A 13,977-nucleotide genomic window follows, 5' to 3' on the forward strand; every position below is an offset into this window, starting at 1 on the left:
AATACCATGCAGATTAAGCATAATTATAAATATACTTCATTTAATTTTTCAAGGCGAAATGCGCTAAAAACCTTAGCATTTGGGAGCGTTGCTTTTGCTTCACCAACATTGGCTTTAAAACAAAGTAAAGAAAACTGTCATTCGTCTTATGATAAAGCTATCCCATTTAAAGGGTTTCATCAGTCTGGGGTTTTAACACCTGAACAAAAAAATTCATCCTTCATTGCTTTTAAAGTTACTGCAAGCACACTGGAAGAGTTACAAAGTCTATTTAAAATACTAACTCAGCGGATTAATTATTTAACACAAGTACAAAAATTAACTACAAATCAGAATGATAAGATCCCACCGATTGATTCTGGCATCCTGGGATCTTATTTAAAACCTGACTCATTGACGGTCACGATTTCCCTTGGTAACAGCCTATTTGATTCTCATTTTGGTCTAAAAAAAATCAAGCCAAATTTTCTTACAGATATGACTAGTTTCCCAAATGATCGACTGAAATCAGAGTGGTGTGGGGGTGATGTGTTACTACAAATTTGTGCAAATAGCCAAGAAAGCGTAATTTATGCACTCCGGGATATTTTACGACACACTTCAGCATACCTGTTCCCATTGTGGAAAATTGATGGTTTCCTACCTTCGCGTAATATTGATCAACATTTAACCCCTATTAATTTATTTGGTTTCAAAGATGGCACAGGTAATGCACCAAATGATGATGATGAATTAATGGATAAGATGGTTTGGGTGACAGAAGGGGATAGTGAACCACTTTGGTGTAAAGGCGGATCATACCAAGCAGTGCGTCTTATACGTTTTAATCTTGAATTTTGGGACAGAACACCGCTTGAAGATCAAGAAAACCATTTTGGCCGTCATAAAGAAACGGGGGCTCCAATTGGTAAAAAGCAGGAAATGGAGTCACCCGGATTTGAAAAAGACCCACATGGTGATCGGATTTTATTTGACTCTCACATGCGTCGTGCAGAACCTAGAAATCCTGAACGCTATACCGCAAAGTTAAGGCGTCGTAGCTATAGCTACTCATTGGGTATTAACGGAAATGGTTTACTAGATATGGGACTGATCTTTGTTTCTTATCAAAAAAACTTAAAAACAGGTTTTATTAATACTCAAAAACGTCTCAATGGTGAACCCCTTGAGAGATACATAAAACCATTTGGTGGTGGCTACTATTTTGTGTTACCAGGTATACAGCATGACCAAAATTTTTTTGCACAATCGATGTTTGAAGCATTAAAATTTTATCCATAAATTCCGCTTATGTTCAATGTTAATTTTAAGATCAATATTTAATGGTCAACTAATTCCGTACAAGTTATAAGCGGTATTTTTTAGCTCAATGTATTTTTAATGCAGTGTTAAATATCTTATAGTCGAATGGCAGTAACAATAATTGTAAAACTGAATGTAATCCTCAATTTCATTTATCACAGTATGATTTTAATAAATTATAAGTGATTCAGTCTTTATGTTTTAAGACTCTTGAAAAATCTCTCCATTACTTAGTCTATCCGAACAAAGGTACGTCAGGTCCTACAGAATAAAACTTAGGATTTAGCACAGTAAAACGTGTAGTTTGCGGGAAAATGCAGGGAACTACATTAACGGGTTCTACGCCGGAACCCAAGATTTTTCCGTTATCCCAGCTTCAGCCATTTTCTCAGGATATTTCTATCCATTGGAATATTGCTGAGAAGCCATTCGTGGCTAATGTGGTCGAACATCCTTTAATGTCACCTTCTAGCACTCATTTAGCAGATACCGCTCTCTTAAAGTTTTTGTATACTTATGCGATCGCGTCTGCCGTGCGTCTACAGGGAGAAAGCCGTAGCTGCTTTGGTCAGCACAGGTTTCCGAAACTGGTTCGAGAGCTAGCAGCCATAAGCCTTGCACAGCCCTATCAAGCATAACAGGGATGCCGAAAGGGCGTTTACCTACGTTACTTTTTGGAATCATTATCCAGCTAAGCGAAAGGGGTTTGTACCCTTTACCCTAATGCGCCGTAAAGCCCCGTCGTTTAGGGCGGGGATATAAGGCAAAAAGCCAGAAGGGTTTTAAAGATCAATCAGGCGTCTCCTGTTTTTCGATATATTGTTTGATTATTGAAAGAGGAGCCCCACCACAACTGGCTGCAATATAGCTCGGACTTCATAAAACACCTTTGTAGTAATAACGACTAGCAATATCAGGGCGATCACGACGTAGAAGTCGACTTGATACCCCTTTGAGACTATTCACTAAATTTGATACGGATAGTTTTGGCGGATAGTTAATCAACAAATGAACGTGATCTCGCTCCCCGTGCATTTCAACGTGCTTAACATCAAAATCAGCACATACGCTGGTAAAGTAGCCTTGTAGCTTTTCAATAGCGTCCTGATCAAATATCTTTCGTCGGTATTTAGCAACAAACACTAAGTGGATGTGTATCAGGAAAACACAGTGTCTACCACGGCGAATATCAGTTCCTTTTTTCATAGACCAGAGTATAATGTAACACATGAAACTTCTACAAGCCTTTAAATTCCAGTTAAGGCCAAATGGCCAACAAGAGCGTGATATGCGACGCTTTGCAGGGGCTTGTCGTTTTGTTTTTAATCGGGCTTTAGCGCTACAGAATGAAAATCACGAAATAGGGAATAAGTATATTCCTTACACAAAAATAACCTCGTGGCTCATTGAGTGGAAATCAGATCCTGAAACACAATGGCTGAAAGAGTCTACCTCACAGCCTTTGCAGCAGTCACTGAAAGATCTGGAACGTGCCTACAAAAATTTTTTCCAAAAACGTGCGGCTTTTCCCCGTTTCAAAAAGAGGGGAGTTAGCGATACTTTTCGCTACCCGCAAGGCGTGAAACTCGATCAGGGAAAAAGTCGTCTATTTTTGCCTAAGTTAGGATGGATTCGCTATCGCAATAGCCGTGAAGTAATCGGCGCGCTGATTGTCAGTGTTTTGCTCAAAAGTAGAGACCCGACAATAGGCAAAAGTTCTTGACATGGTGAACTTTTCTATACGAAATGGATGTACACATCCTACTACATATCCGAAATTAATTTCATTTACTTTCGTACATATTTATTAGTTGGCGTACGAAACCGGTCATTCAAACCCTTATTAAAGGAGAACTTATCTAATTGGGGAGCTGGACAGTTCATTTCCACTAACGATGGGTGGATATGATGACAAAGAGAGTGGATCATACAATTATCTGAAACTGTTTAGAGAGCGGTTATCACTTAATGTTTTTCTTAAAAATTATTTTTTGATATGTTTCTTTATTATTCACTTATTTTTGGTCTACAATGTTCATTCCCATTCTCATCCAAACAGCATATTTTCCCATTTTTTACATAACATTCTGGGTAATAATTATGTGACCATGAGCTCGTTGCGTAGCTTATATTAATAATAACGAAAGAAAGGAACGAAATTTTTTGTATTAAGCTCATAACTATTAACCCTTACATTAAATTAAACTAAAATAATTTACGTTTGAACATTAATATAATTAATAACATAATTTTTAAAATTTGCGAATATTTTTGGAATTTTTTTTAATTATTGATGTGTTAAGTAATTGTTATTATTCAATCACAACTGCTTAAAAAGGCCCCTATTTTGTCCATTTGAAAACAATTAAAAAGGCTCTTACTTATTTAGTTTTCCAAACAGAAAATGGATATATTAATTATAAGTCAAACTCTTTTCATTTGAATTTATATAAATCGTCATCTCACCAAATAGACCATCATTGATATCATTTGATAATTTTTTAATATTTAAAACCAATTTTCTCCCATTCATATTTTTGTAATAATCATCTTCCATGTTATTAATTCTGTTAATCTCCCTGCTAGGATAATATTTGCTTTTATAGACTTCTATATTCATATCTTCTGGAAAATATAATTGACTTACTAATACCTCCTCTTTTTTTTCTAAACACTCAGTGATAGTAAAATGAATATGTGTAGCCCTTCCAGCGTAGAAGCCTGGATAAATAGTAGTAAACCTAACAAAACCAGAGGAATCTGTTAACTGAGAACCTCTTAGAAAATTTTTTTCATCTGTTCTTGGAACACTACCAATATCATCGCTCATTACTTCTAAATTTGGATTGATGAAATCCCAACCTGAGTAGTGTCCTTCTGAGTTACAATGCCATATATTTACACATAAATTTTCAACCGGTTCACAGTTTTTCAAAACATCTACAACTCTGAATTTTATTAATAATGGTATTCCTTCTTGTGAGTCTATTATATGCCTTCTGACTAACGTTAAATTTCTATAATACGGTCCAGGGATTTGCTCAGGTGTTTTTTTACAGAATAGATTATCACCAAGAATATAGTTTTTATTCAAGAAAGCATAAGAATTTTTTATATAAGATGAAATGGATGAAAAACCAATCGCCGTAATGATATATTTTAAAAGTATTCTTCTTGATTTCATAGTATATACTATCCTACTAAAATTAAACTTATTTATGTAACAATAGAATTAAATTTACGTTTATTCAAAAAAAAACATCAAATAACTAGATTTTGATATTTTTTTTAATAAATTCAACCTTCTGAAATTTTATTTTAATTCCATCTAGAATAAATAATTGATAATGTTTTTCTCATTATTTTAATAATTAGATTAAATGAAGATGTTAGTTATTTGCTCTTTTTTTGAGATTAATTATTGATTTATAATAAAATCAAACTTTTTTTAACTTTATAATAATTTTCATAAATGAAAATTATGAGCTAAAAGTAAAATTGAGATTAATTACTATTAATTTTTATTAAGGTGCATCATGAATGTTATAAACAAAAATAATGAATCAACGAATAAAGCTAAAAGTGCAATAGAAAAAACTAAAGATTACTTAAAAGATAAGGTAAGTTCGGCTAAAAATAAATTTCATAAAAGGTAACAGAAAAATTAATATAATTTATATTATTAATTTTAAAAAAATAAATATAAAATCTTTATAATCTTTTTTTCTATTCATTTATTAGGAATTGTTCGGGTAGCTACCTATAATTACTTAGACTGTAGTGCAGAACAACATACAAATGGCGTATATCAGGCACAAATTGCCCACAAATCGTTCGAATAAAATCAACTTCAATCATTTAATAAATGCAAGTCGTATTTATGTTAGGTTAATTTTATAAGTATATAATAGAGTGATATCGAATAACATAAAAAATATTTTATTCTTATTAACTTTTTAAGCTTTTCTTTATTTGCAGAACATTTGCATCTAAACGTCTGTAATAATTGAGAAAATGGAATTTCCCCTGTATCTTCAACTTTAGTTAGTGAACCTACGGAAGCAATGTTATTTGATGCGCAATTTAAAACAAAAGATGGAGAAAACTTGTCGAGTTAATATAAAATAGCAGAAAAATCCTTAAAAAAATTATTATTACTTGGGGTTTGGGGAGCAACGGAACAGCAAACACCGTTAAGCGGGCAATTTAAATAGCCATTAATATACTAATCAACAAATTACAGTTCTTCATTGAAAGCTTTCAGTTCACCCTTACTGACGGATTCCAGCACCGTAAAGGAATAACGCCCTTGCATATTGATATGGCCGCACAGCAATGGGGACAGTTTTTCAACATCTTCATCGTGAACCGGATAACCTTCATGCCTGAGCTGCTGAATTGCGGCATCCATGTAAATCGTGTTCCACAAAACAATAATATTTAGCACCAGACCTAACGATCCTAACTGTTCTTCCTGGCCTTAACGGTAAGCCTGTCTCAGTTCTCCCCGTTTACCATGAAAGATATTTCTGGCCACTGCGTGGCGCCCCTCTCCACGGTTGAGTTGTTGCAATGTTCTTCGCCGTTTGTTTTCATCGTCGAGGTAAGTCAGCATATGGATGGTTTTATCGGCGCGGCCTATTTCGGCTATAGCCTGGGTCAGACTGGTTGGCCTGTCGCCCGTTTGCAGTGTTTTCATGATGGACCTTACGTTCAGTCGTCCAAGTTTGAGGGACGCAATCAGCCGCAGAATATCATCCCAGTGCGGCTCTTTTTTTTTCCAAAAATTCAGGCGATGCGAAGATATCGCGTTAAACGAGCCGTAATCTGCTTTAGGGTCGGTGCGCCAAAATCTGGCTCCCCCCGTGTCCGCGATCCTTGGACAAAAACGATATCCCAGCTGGCGGAAAAGCCCGAAAATAACATCGCTGTAAGCCCCCGTATCGGTCATTATCTGGTATGGCATTTGATCCGTTTGTTGCTCCAGAACGACAGCCAGGATGACCAGGCTATCCCTGAGAGTTCCTGGAACAACGATGTCGTTTATTCCTGAATACTGGTCAGATATCAGGTTGTACCATGTAACCCCACGTCCTTCTTTGAAGTATTTAGGGTTGGGGCCAGCATGTACCGTGCGCACAGGAACAACAAATCGCATGCCATCGGCTGACGCCACCTCACCACCACCCCAGATGTTCGCCAGGGGAACGCCACTTTGTGCTGCGACCAGAATGGCGTTGGCTACCCGAATCGTTTCATCCCTGATGTAATTACTGTCTGTCCATGTCAGACGGTCACGCTTCAGTGCCGCGACATCGTTACGTATAAAGGGTTCTGGACCAGTGTTACAGGCTTCTGCCATCAGCATGGCGCAGATGCTGATATTCAGGTCTGAGACGCGGGAGCTTTGCTCTGATGAATGGGTAAAGGCACCGGTGAAATGTGTCCGGGCAACGATTTCCAGTATCAGTTCAGGCAAATCAACACGTGGCAACATGTCGGCCACCCGCTGCCGCAATGCGATCAGTAATGGTGTTTCTTCAATAGCATCTAAAGAACTCAGGATCAGCTTAGTTTTATCGCCATTCTCCGCAAATCTGACTGCCGGGTTTTCCGGTAGCCGGTCCAGTACATCACGATATGTTGAATCCAGCTCTGTTGCGATGGCCGACAGAGTGGCACCTGGTGCTGATGATAATCCCAGAGAGCGGCAGATTATTGGAAGCAGAACTTCCCACTCCTTACCTTCGATAAGTCTTGCCCGGGGATCTGCATAACGAAAGCTGGGGGTGAAATAAATATCCCGTTTTTTCAGTATAAGCTGAAGTTCCTTGAGTGCGCAAAACGTATAGGCGTGAAAATCAATGCTGCCGTCTTTTCTCACCACATGTTGCTGCCACGGTTTATTGATTATTTCACGTGGTGCATCGTTATCTGTCTTTTTCCTTTTTAAGTTAACTTCAATCCAGCCAAGTGTATTAATTGATGTCTCTGCTGAGGCATTACCTTCAAAATGTATTCCGGACAGTAAATCAGGTAAAAAACGCCGTACCGTTTTGAATTTCGCATCAAGTTCATTGAAATAAACGTTATTGGCCGGACGAATAATTGATGTCACATTATTGACTGCATGCTTCAGTACATCTTCGGGAATAATATTGAAGATATTATCACGAACATCGGTATCAGGTAAGTTTTCGTAAAGGATCATCCGGCATGCTTTTGCCAGTATTTCTGCTGCACGATCCAGATCTTTAAGTGTTCGCTGGCGGTTCCGTTTATCAGCCTGAACCGCTTCATTGAACAGATCCCGGAGTAGTGCTTCAAGTAATTCAAGTACATCATCCTGAGCTGTCGCCTCCATACAGCAGGAGAATACAACAAGCGTAGCCAGTTTTCTTTTTTCTGGTAACCGCTGAAGCGCTGTTATTTTGGCCGTTGAGGCATAACGTGCCAGGCCAGCAATACGGGTATCCGAAACTGGCGTAATTGTTGGTAATGTCACGCCCAGGTTACGTATTGTCTGGAGGCGCCCTATGGCCTGAACCAGTGATGTGGCATTCACTTTAGTGGGTCCATGGTTAGGAAATTGAATCGCACTGAAGGTAAAAAATAAACGCCATCCATTATGGCTAAAAGGCGAAGCATTGAGTTTATGGGGTCTATTATCGGTCGAATTTTCATCAGATAGTGTATTTTTTCATCTGACAATCTAATTTTAGAGACATTTACCCTGCGTTTAGCTGTATAACCATCGTTTTTTTTTCATGTTATGCAGTCTTTCTGACAACAATTCCGTTGCTTTTTTACCCATTTGCGCCCCGGTGAAAAGCAGCCTGTCGCCACACAGAATACATTTGTACGGATCGGTACGCAGAAATCCTTTCATCAGCACAGCAAAACCGGGGTTCTCAGGTTTTTTACGTGCTGTCATCTCTAATGCCTTATACACCTTCGGCAATAACGTGCCTCGTTTACGATTCGACAGAAAACCAGAGTAACGCACCATTTTAAAATGCCTGGCTGGGATATGGCTGATATAGCGCCTAATCATCTCTTCCTGCGGCAGAGTTTGCTGCCGGTGCTGGTCAGTGCGGTAGTCATGGTAATGATGGACAACGGCACCCCCTCGGTAATGCCGCAGTTTTGACGCAGATACCGGTGGGCGTTTAAGGTAGCAGCCGAGGTAACTTAACGCTATGCCATGCCCCTTTCGTTTTTTTAGCAAAATGCACTTTCCAGTAACGTCCGTACTGCGCCCTCAAGTAACGCCGCCAATGCTTTTTGTCACGGATATGGCCAAGACCGGGAAGACGACCAGGATTAATTAAATCATAACTATGACGCAGTAGTCGGATGAGAGCCCCACGCCAGATTTCTTCGACCGCCTTTTTTTTGAAGAACAGCGCTCGCCATACCCCATGTTTACTATCCAAACCCCCGCGGGTGACGGAAACATGAACATGCGGATGTTGATTGAGTTGCCGGCCATAAGTGTGCAAGGCACAGAAAATACCAATTTCGATACCCTGTTCGCTCGCCCACTGCAGCATCGCTCGGGTGGCAGCCCGAAACAGGGTGTTAAGTAGCGGCCAGTTATTGTTAAAAAAAGGCCAAAGGAGATGGGGCATGGTGAAAGTAATGTGTTGCCAGTCGCAGTCGGGTAAAACATGGACTTGCTGTGTTAACCACTGCTCGGTGGCTTTGAAACCACATGAACTGCAAGCTTTTAACTTGCAGCTTTGGCAGAAAAAACGGCTGTGGGAACAATCAGGCGAAGCGCAACAATAGCGCCGGACACCCATGGCACAAGTGCCGCAGGCCAGCATGCGCTCCACAGATAAACGCGTCCACGAACTAACGCTATCGCCGTATTTTTCGAGGAACTTATTCCAACCGTCATCAATGGTAAAAAGCAGTTTGGCAGGGCGTGGGATATACATCTGGCTAAATTACCTTATGGGCATCTTGCCAGAGAAACAGAAATTGTCAGGTCTGTCAGCCCAGTTATCGGTGTGCTTATCCCAGGGTTCGAAGGAGACAAGGATTATCCCTAGCTCCGTATAGGTGATGAATTCATCGGCAGGCAGACTTTCAGTTATTACCCCCTCAATGCAGTCGTATTCAGCGTCATCAGCATGACCTGGGTGTTGCGCAAAACCCCGGATAATCGTGACTAGCGGCGGATAATACTGGTGTCGAGAAAAATTGGGGGCCAAGTCGGACGCAGTGGCGTATGGCTTCTTCTGGGGTGTTATAAAAAAATTCAGTCGGTCTGTCATCATCATTTTCGGGAGGGAGAGAGATCATAAAACGTTTCGGATAAACAGGCGCCGTAGCACGTGAAGTGACGGTCGGTCTTCCTGATTTACCTGGTTTACGCTTTCTGGGAGATTTATTGCGCGCCATCGAGATGAATACCTGAAAAAAATTAATCTACTGCAGAGTATAAAACAGTACTCAACTCATTAACATCCCCGAAGCAGCAAAGCTGCGCCGATCACGCGTTGCGTGCTACGTTCATAGTGACACTAGAGACCGATCATTTGTATCAGAAATTCAGGTCAGAAAAAATATAATTAACATTCAATTTCCTAACCATCAAGAATACCGTTGCTGACATCGTGCAACGACACAGAACTAACTCTTAAAGTGTCTTTCGCCCTCAGCCGGAACCGACCCCAGATGACCGGGATCTTATTATCAGCGAAAAAAGTAATCTCAATCGCATCGGCGCCACGCTGGTGCTGAAAGAAATGAAGCAGGGGACGCCGGTCCGCAAACTATACACGTATACCACGACAAATCCGACCCAACAGGCATAATTTGAATATGATCGGCTGATCCGCGGCTGAAGTACAACTTCCGCCTTACCAAGAACCGGATAAATCTTATCACCAGCTTCGGGCCGCTGATTTGCAACGCCATCGTGTATTAAAACTCGGCGATCCTGTCGCGATTACAGGAACGAATGGAAGCGAAAGGCAATGTCAAAGACCTTGAGGTACTTCCCCGGATATCACTAGTGGCATGTCAGCGCATTTTGGTTAACGGACATTATAATTTCCAGAGTAGTGATGAAATTATGGACCTAGATGCGTTGGTTGCCAGGCTGAAACTGGGCTAACGAAAATCTCGGTGGTTCCGGAGTAGTAACCCTTTAAAAAAGGAAACAATAAATTGAAAAATTATCTTGTATCATATGCTTATGATATATGATGTTATTTTATTCCTTCTGAAAAGAATGCATAAATATAAAGATAGTAACATTGAAATTAGTGAGTAAATCAATATATAAATGTATATATTTACAGGGCTAAAAAAATTAATCAAATAATAATGTAATGAGGGACCATTTATCTCTATAACAAAAAGATTATGAATTAAATATATTCCAAAAACATTTTCGCTAATTTTATTTAAATAACAACTTCTTGAATTTATACTCAAAAAAAAACAAAAAAAACTTAGTGATGATAAAATTAATAGAACATTATAAAACTTGCCATAAAAAATAGATATTCCTAAAACTTTTGAAATATATGATAATAAAAAAAAGGAAACAAATCCTATTAATAATAAAATTTTTTTATTATAATTTTTTCTTTTATTCCAATATATCCACCTAGTAAAAAGTTGATAATACCTTCATTTTGAAAAAATGATAAAAAATTATTAGGAATAATTAAAAAATTATACTCGTAAAGCGTTAATTCATTAACAAATGTTAAATTTGAAATTATCAACATAATTATCAATAATTTTAATATGTTATGTTTATATATAATATTAAAAAAATGACAATAAAAGGAAGATACAATATAAATAGGGATAATTGAGTAAAGAAACCATAGATGAGTTGCCTCCGATTTATGGTTACTAACATTAAAGAAATAATAAAAAAAAATATCACAATTTTTTATATATTTACACACAAAATATTTATCATAAAAATAATATATAGTTAACCAAACTAATAAAACAAATGAAATTTTTTTTGACTTAATTAAAAAATAATTTACCATGTTGGAATTTTTTTTATTGAGCAAAAAATATCCACTACACATGTAAAATAGTGAAACGCCAAGCTGACCCGATTGTCTAAATAAGTTTAATATATAATCATTAGGCATTTTTTCAAAAAAACATAAACAGACATGAGATAAGATAACAAAATATATTGATATTATCTTTAAAAGATCAATTGAAACATTTCTCATATAAAAACCTATACAAATTAGTCTTGAGTTTTATGTAGACTTTATGAATTTCCATATTAGTACACAATGTTAAATTTAGCTTGAAGGTTGATGAAATCAAACTATGGTCAAGTAAATTTGGCCTTTATAAATTTCTATTGATTGAATATTTGATCAGACTGATTTTTTATTTAATTTATCGTTATACAGATGAGGTTTTACATCGCTATAGTAGCGGGTTATATAGGGGTTATCGGGTCGCGCAAGGGAACTTCCCCCTGCGCTCCCACAGAACCGGACGTGACAGTCTCCCGTCATCCGGCTCCTGTCATTGACCGCTCACGCCGCGTACAGATTTCCCAGTGTGCAAACAGGCTGGGCTCAGCGCTTTGTATCCTTCTTAACCATTCATATGCCTGAGCCAGGCTACCGTGTACCCGCTTATATTTGCGGGCGACCCATCTCGCAAGGTGCAGATCTACATGATTGACATCCTCCCCCACCTTCACACTTCGTGACTCAGGAGGGGGATTCCCGTTAGTCGGAGACTATCTGATCGCTCAGAAGCCTGGTTCCTGCTGCTGACGGCATTACTGCACCGTTCACTTCACAGGCTAACACGGCATGTCCTGCCGCTAAAATGTTACGAGCTCCGTTGATATCTGCGTTCTCTGTATACCCGCACTCAAGGCACTCGAATCTACTTTGTGATTGACGATTTTCTTTCGCTGTATGACCACAACATGCACACCGTTGACTTGTATATGCCGGAGGCACAGCTAATACCTGACCACCGCGCCATAGCTGCTTGTACTCAAGCTGACGGCGCATTTCATACCAACCCTGATCCAGTATCGAACGGTTAAGTCCTGATTTTGCCCTGACATTCCGTCCGTGCTGCTCTTGTGTACCTTTTGCCGATTTCGACATGTTACTGACCTTTAAGTCCTCAATGACGATCATCGCGTGGTTTTTGCTGATTTCACTGGTGACTTTGTGAAGGTAGTCTTTGCGGATATTGGTTATATGCGAGTGGAGACGTTGGATTTTTCGCTTCTGTTTTTTCCAGTTATTGCTGAATTTAACTTTACAGCTTAACTGACGCTGGAATTTCGCCAGCTTTTTTTGGTTGGTTTTAAAACTGTTTACAGGTTCAAACACTGTGCCGTCTGACAGCGTGGCGAGTCTGGTTACACCTGCATCCAAACCAATCATTGTTGCTGACGAATGAGGCTGAATGTCCATTTCCAGTTCGACCTGAAACGATATATACCAGTGTCCCGCATGTTGGCTAACGGTTGCGTTTTTAATCTTACCGTACAGCTTTTGCGACTGCCGGAACTTTACCCATACCAAACCTGACGGTAATCTCACTCTGCCATTATCGAGCTGACAATATTTATCAAAATTAACAAAACGAACTGAATCACGCCCGTCATTTTTCCTTTTTAAATACAGGAGCTTTTGCTGCCAGTTTTTTATCAAAGCAGCGTTTCCATGCCCCGTGCAGATCTTTGAGTTTCTGCTGAAGATTATCCGTGTAGGCTTCTTGCAAAAGGAATGTTCCGGCTTTTTTTCCATTCTGTGAGCATCCGATTTAGTTCAAACGCTGACGGTAGTTTACCGCCGGATTCAATAATGCGTTGCGTCTCTGCTAGCCCGTAATTCCAGATAAAACGAGCGCATCCGCACAACTGCCGCAAACGTTGCGACTGTTTTCGGTTGGTTCGAGTCTGAATTTGTAGGCTTTTAGAATTAGCATTATTACTCAGTGTGTAGTAAATTATCTCACTATCTTACCGTATATCCGGTTAATTTCAATGCAAAAATATAAAATCAACCGTTCAAGACATGCAGCGTTTCTTTTACATGTTCACCTTGTCTTTGTGACTAAGTACCGAAAGAAAGTACTCAGTGGCTTGCACTACAAAGCATTTCATCAGTATGCAGGTGAAGTGTGTCGCGACTTTGGGGCTGATTTAAAGGAAAGTAACGGAGAGTCCGATCACGTTCATATGCTGATCGAGTACCCGCCCACAGTGCAGTTGTCAGTACTAGTAAACTCGCTGAAAGCGGTAACGTCTCGTCGTCTGCGTAATGAGTTTCTAGACTTGCGTGGGGCTTACGGCAAGCCAGTGTTGTGGTCTCGATCATACTTTGCAGGTTCGTGCGGGGGAGCACCGCTGGAAGTTGTTAAGCAATACATTCAAAATCAGCGTGGCTGATCATTCTTCGGGCTTTTCAAGCCCGACCAAATTCCCCTCCCACCTTATGTCGGTGGGAGTACCCTTTGGAGGTTAAGATGGCTATACAGTTCATTGATGAACGATAAAAACGCCCATAGTACTTAACCCAACCCCTTAGCATGGGGTTTAGCCAACGGGCAATGATTTCCAGCGACAACGGGGTTTTGTGACTCAGATCCCAGGCCCGTACCGTTAGCCGGATTGTCTTTGCAGCTCTGGCGCTCATTGTT

Annotated in this window: 6 protein-coding genes and 6 pseudogenes; 4 read left to right on the forward strand and 8 right to left on the reverse strand. The window is 39.4% G+C overall.

From position 1 onward, the window contains the following. Positions 1 to 6 precede the first annotated feature (6 nt). On the forward strand, positions 7 to 1,281 hold the full coding sequence (gene efeB, locus LDL57_RS17045; RefSeq protein ID WP_225507949.1) for an iron uptake transporter deferrochelatase/peroxidase subunit: 1,275 nt from the start codon (positions 7 to 9) through the stop codon (positions 1,279 to 1,281). Positions 1,282 to 1,670: 389 nt separating this feature from the next. Here efeB and LDL57_RS17055 read toward each other — a convergent pair. Together LDL57_RS17055 and tnpA (LDL57_RS17060) are read right to left on the reverse strand one after the other, a co-directional pair. Next, positions 1,671 to 1,983 (reverse strand): annotated as a pseudogene (locus tag LDL57_RS17055) (reverse transcriptase domain-containing protein); the annotation flags it as partial. Between the two features lie 108 nt (positions 1,984 to 2,091). Further along, positions 2,092 to 2,508, reverse strand: a pseudogene (gene tnpA, locus LDL57_RS17060) (IS200/IS605 family transposase). A 22-nt stretch (positions 2,509 to 2,530) separates the two neighbouring features. On the opposite strand from tnpA (LDL57_RS17060), the pseudogene LDL57_RS17065 reads away from it, so the two are divergent. After that, a pseudogene (locus LDL57_RS17065) lies at positions 2,531 to 2,971 on the forward strand (RNA-guided endonuclease InsQ/TnpB family protein); the annotation flags it as partial. A gap of 744 nt (positions 2,972 to 3,715) precedes the next feature. Here the strand turns inward: LDL57_RS17065 and LDL57_RS17070 are convergent. The 4 genes and pseudogenes from LDL57_RS17070 to LDL57_RS18270 all read right to left on the reverse strand — a co-directional run bounded on the left by LDL57_RS17070 (position 3,716) and on the right by LDL57_RS18270 (position 11,522). Next, the gene (locus LDL57_RS17070) at positions 3,716 to 4,486 is read right to left on the reverse strand and encodes an intradiol ring-cleavage dioxygenase (RefSeq protein ID WP_225507951.1); all 771 of its coding nucleotides are present in this window, start codon (positions 4,484 to 4,486) and stop codon (positions 3,716 to 3,718) included. A gap of 1,053 nt (positions 4,487 to 5,539) precedes the next feature. Further along, a pseudogene (locus LDL57_RS17075) lies at positions 5,540 to 7,876 on the reverse strand (Tn3 family transposase); the annotation flags it as partial. 165 nt (positions 7,877 to 8,041) lie between these two features. Beyond that, positions 8,042 to 9,245, reverse strand: a pseudogene (locus LDL57_RS17080) (IS91 family transposase). 1,629 nt (positions 9,246 to 10,874) lie between these two features. Further along, entirely contained in the window at positions 10,875 to 11,522 is a 648-nt protein-coding gene (locus LDL57_RS18270) for an acyltransferase family protein (RefSeq protein ID WP_225507912.1), read from the reverse strand. Between the two features lie 343 nt (positions 11,523 to 11,865). Between LDL57_RS18270 and LDL57_RS17890 the strand changes: the two genes are divergently transcribed. Continuing rightward, positions 11,866 to 11,991, forward strand: a complete 126-nt coding sequence (locus LDL57_RS17890; RefSeq protein ID WP_255653933.1) for a hypothetical protein — start codon at positions 11,866 to 11,868, stop codon at positions 11,989 to 11,991. A 47-nt stretch (positions 11,992 to 12,038) separates the two neighbouring features. Here the strand turns inward: LDL57_RS17890 and LDL57_RS17090 are convergent. Next, positions 12,039 to 13,263, reverse strand: a pseudogene (locus LDL57_RS17090) (RNA-guided endonuclease InsQ/TnpB family protein). Between the two features lie 58 nt (positions 13,264 to 13,321). Between LDL57_RS17090 and tnpA (LDL57_RS17095) the strand changes: the two are divergent. After that, a complete protein-coding gene (tnpA, locus tag LDL57_RS17095; RefSeq protein WP_225505529.1) occupies positions 13,322 to 13,726 on the forward strand; it encodes an IS200/IS605 family transposase in 405 nt (134 codons plus the stop codon). A gap of 16 nt (positions 13,727 to 13,742) precedes the next feature. Here the strand turns inward: tnpA (LDL57_RS17095) and LDL57_RS17100 are convergent, their stop codons facing one another. Continuing rightward, positions 13,743 to 13,973, reverse strand: a complete 231-nt coding sequence (locus LDL57_RS17100) for a group II intron maturase-specific domain-containing protein (protein ID WP_225507914.1) — start codon at positions 13,971 to 13,973, stop codon at positions 13,743 to 13,745. Positions 13,974 to 13,977: the final 4 nt, after the last annotated feature.

Source organism: Arsenophonus apicola (assembly GCF_020268605.1).
GTDB classification, from domain to species: Bacteria; Pseudomonadota; Gammaproteobacteria; order Enterobacterales; family Enterobacteriaceae; genus Arsenophonus; species Arsenophonus apicola.

Coding starts and splice junctions, on each gene's coding strand:
- tnpA (WP_225505529.1), top strand. CDS start 13,322: ATGCAAAAATATAAAATCAACCGTTCAAGACATGCAGCGTTTCTTTTA.
- LDL57_RS17070 (WP_225507951.1), bottom strand. CDS start 4,486: ATGAAATCAAGAAGAATACTTTTAAAATATATCATTACGGCGATTGGT.
- efeB (WP_225507949.1), top strand. CDS start 7: ATGCAGATTAAGCATAATTATAAATATACTTCATTTAATTTTTCAAGG.
- LDL57_RS17100 (WP_225507914.1), bottom strand. CDS start 13,973: ATGAGCGCCAGAGCTGCAAAGACAATCCGGCTAACGGTACGGGCCTGG.
- LDL57_RS18270 (WP_225507912.1), bottom strand. CDS start 11,522: ATGAGAAATGTTTCAATTGATCTTTTAAAGATAATATCAATATATTTT.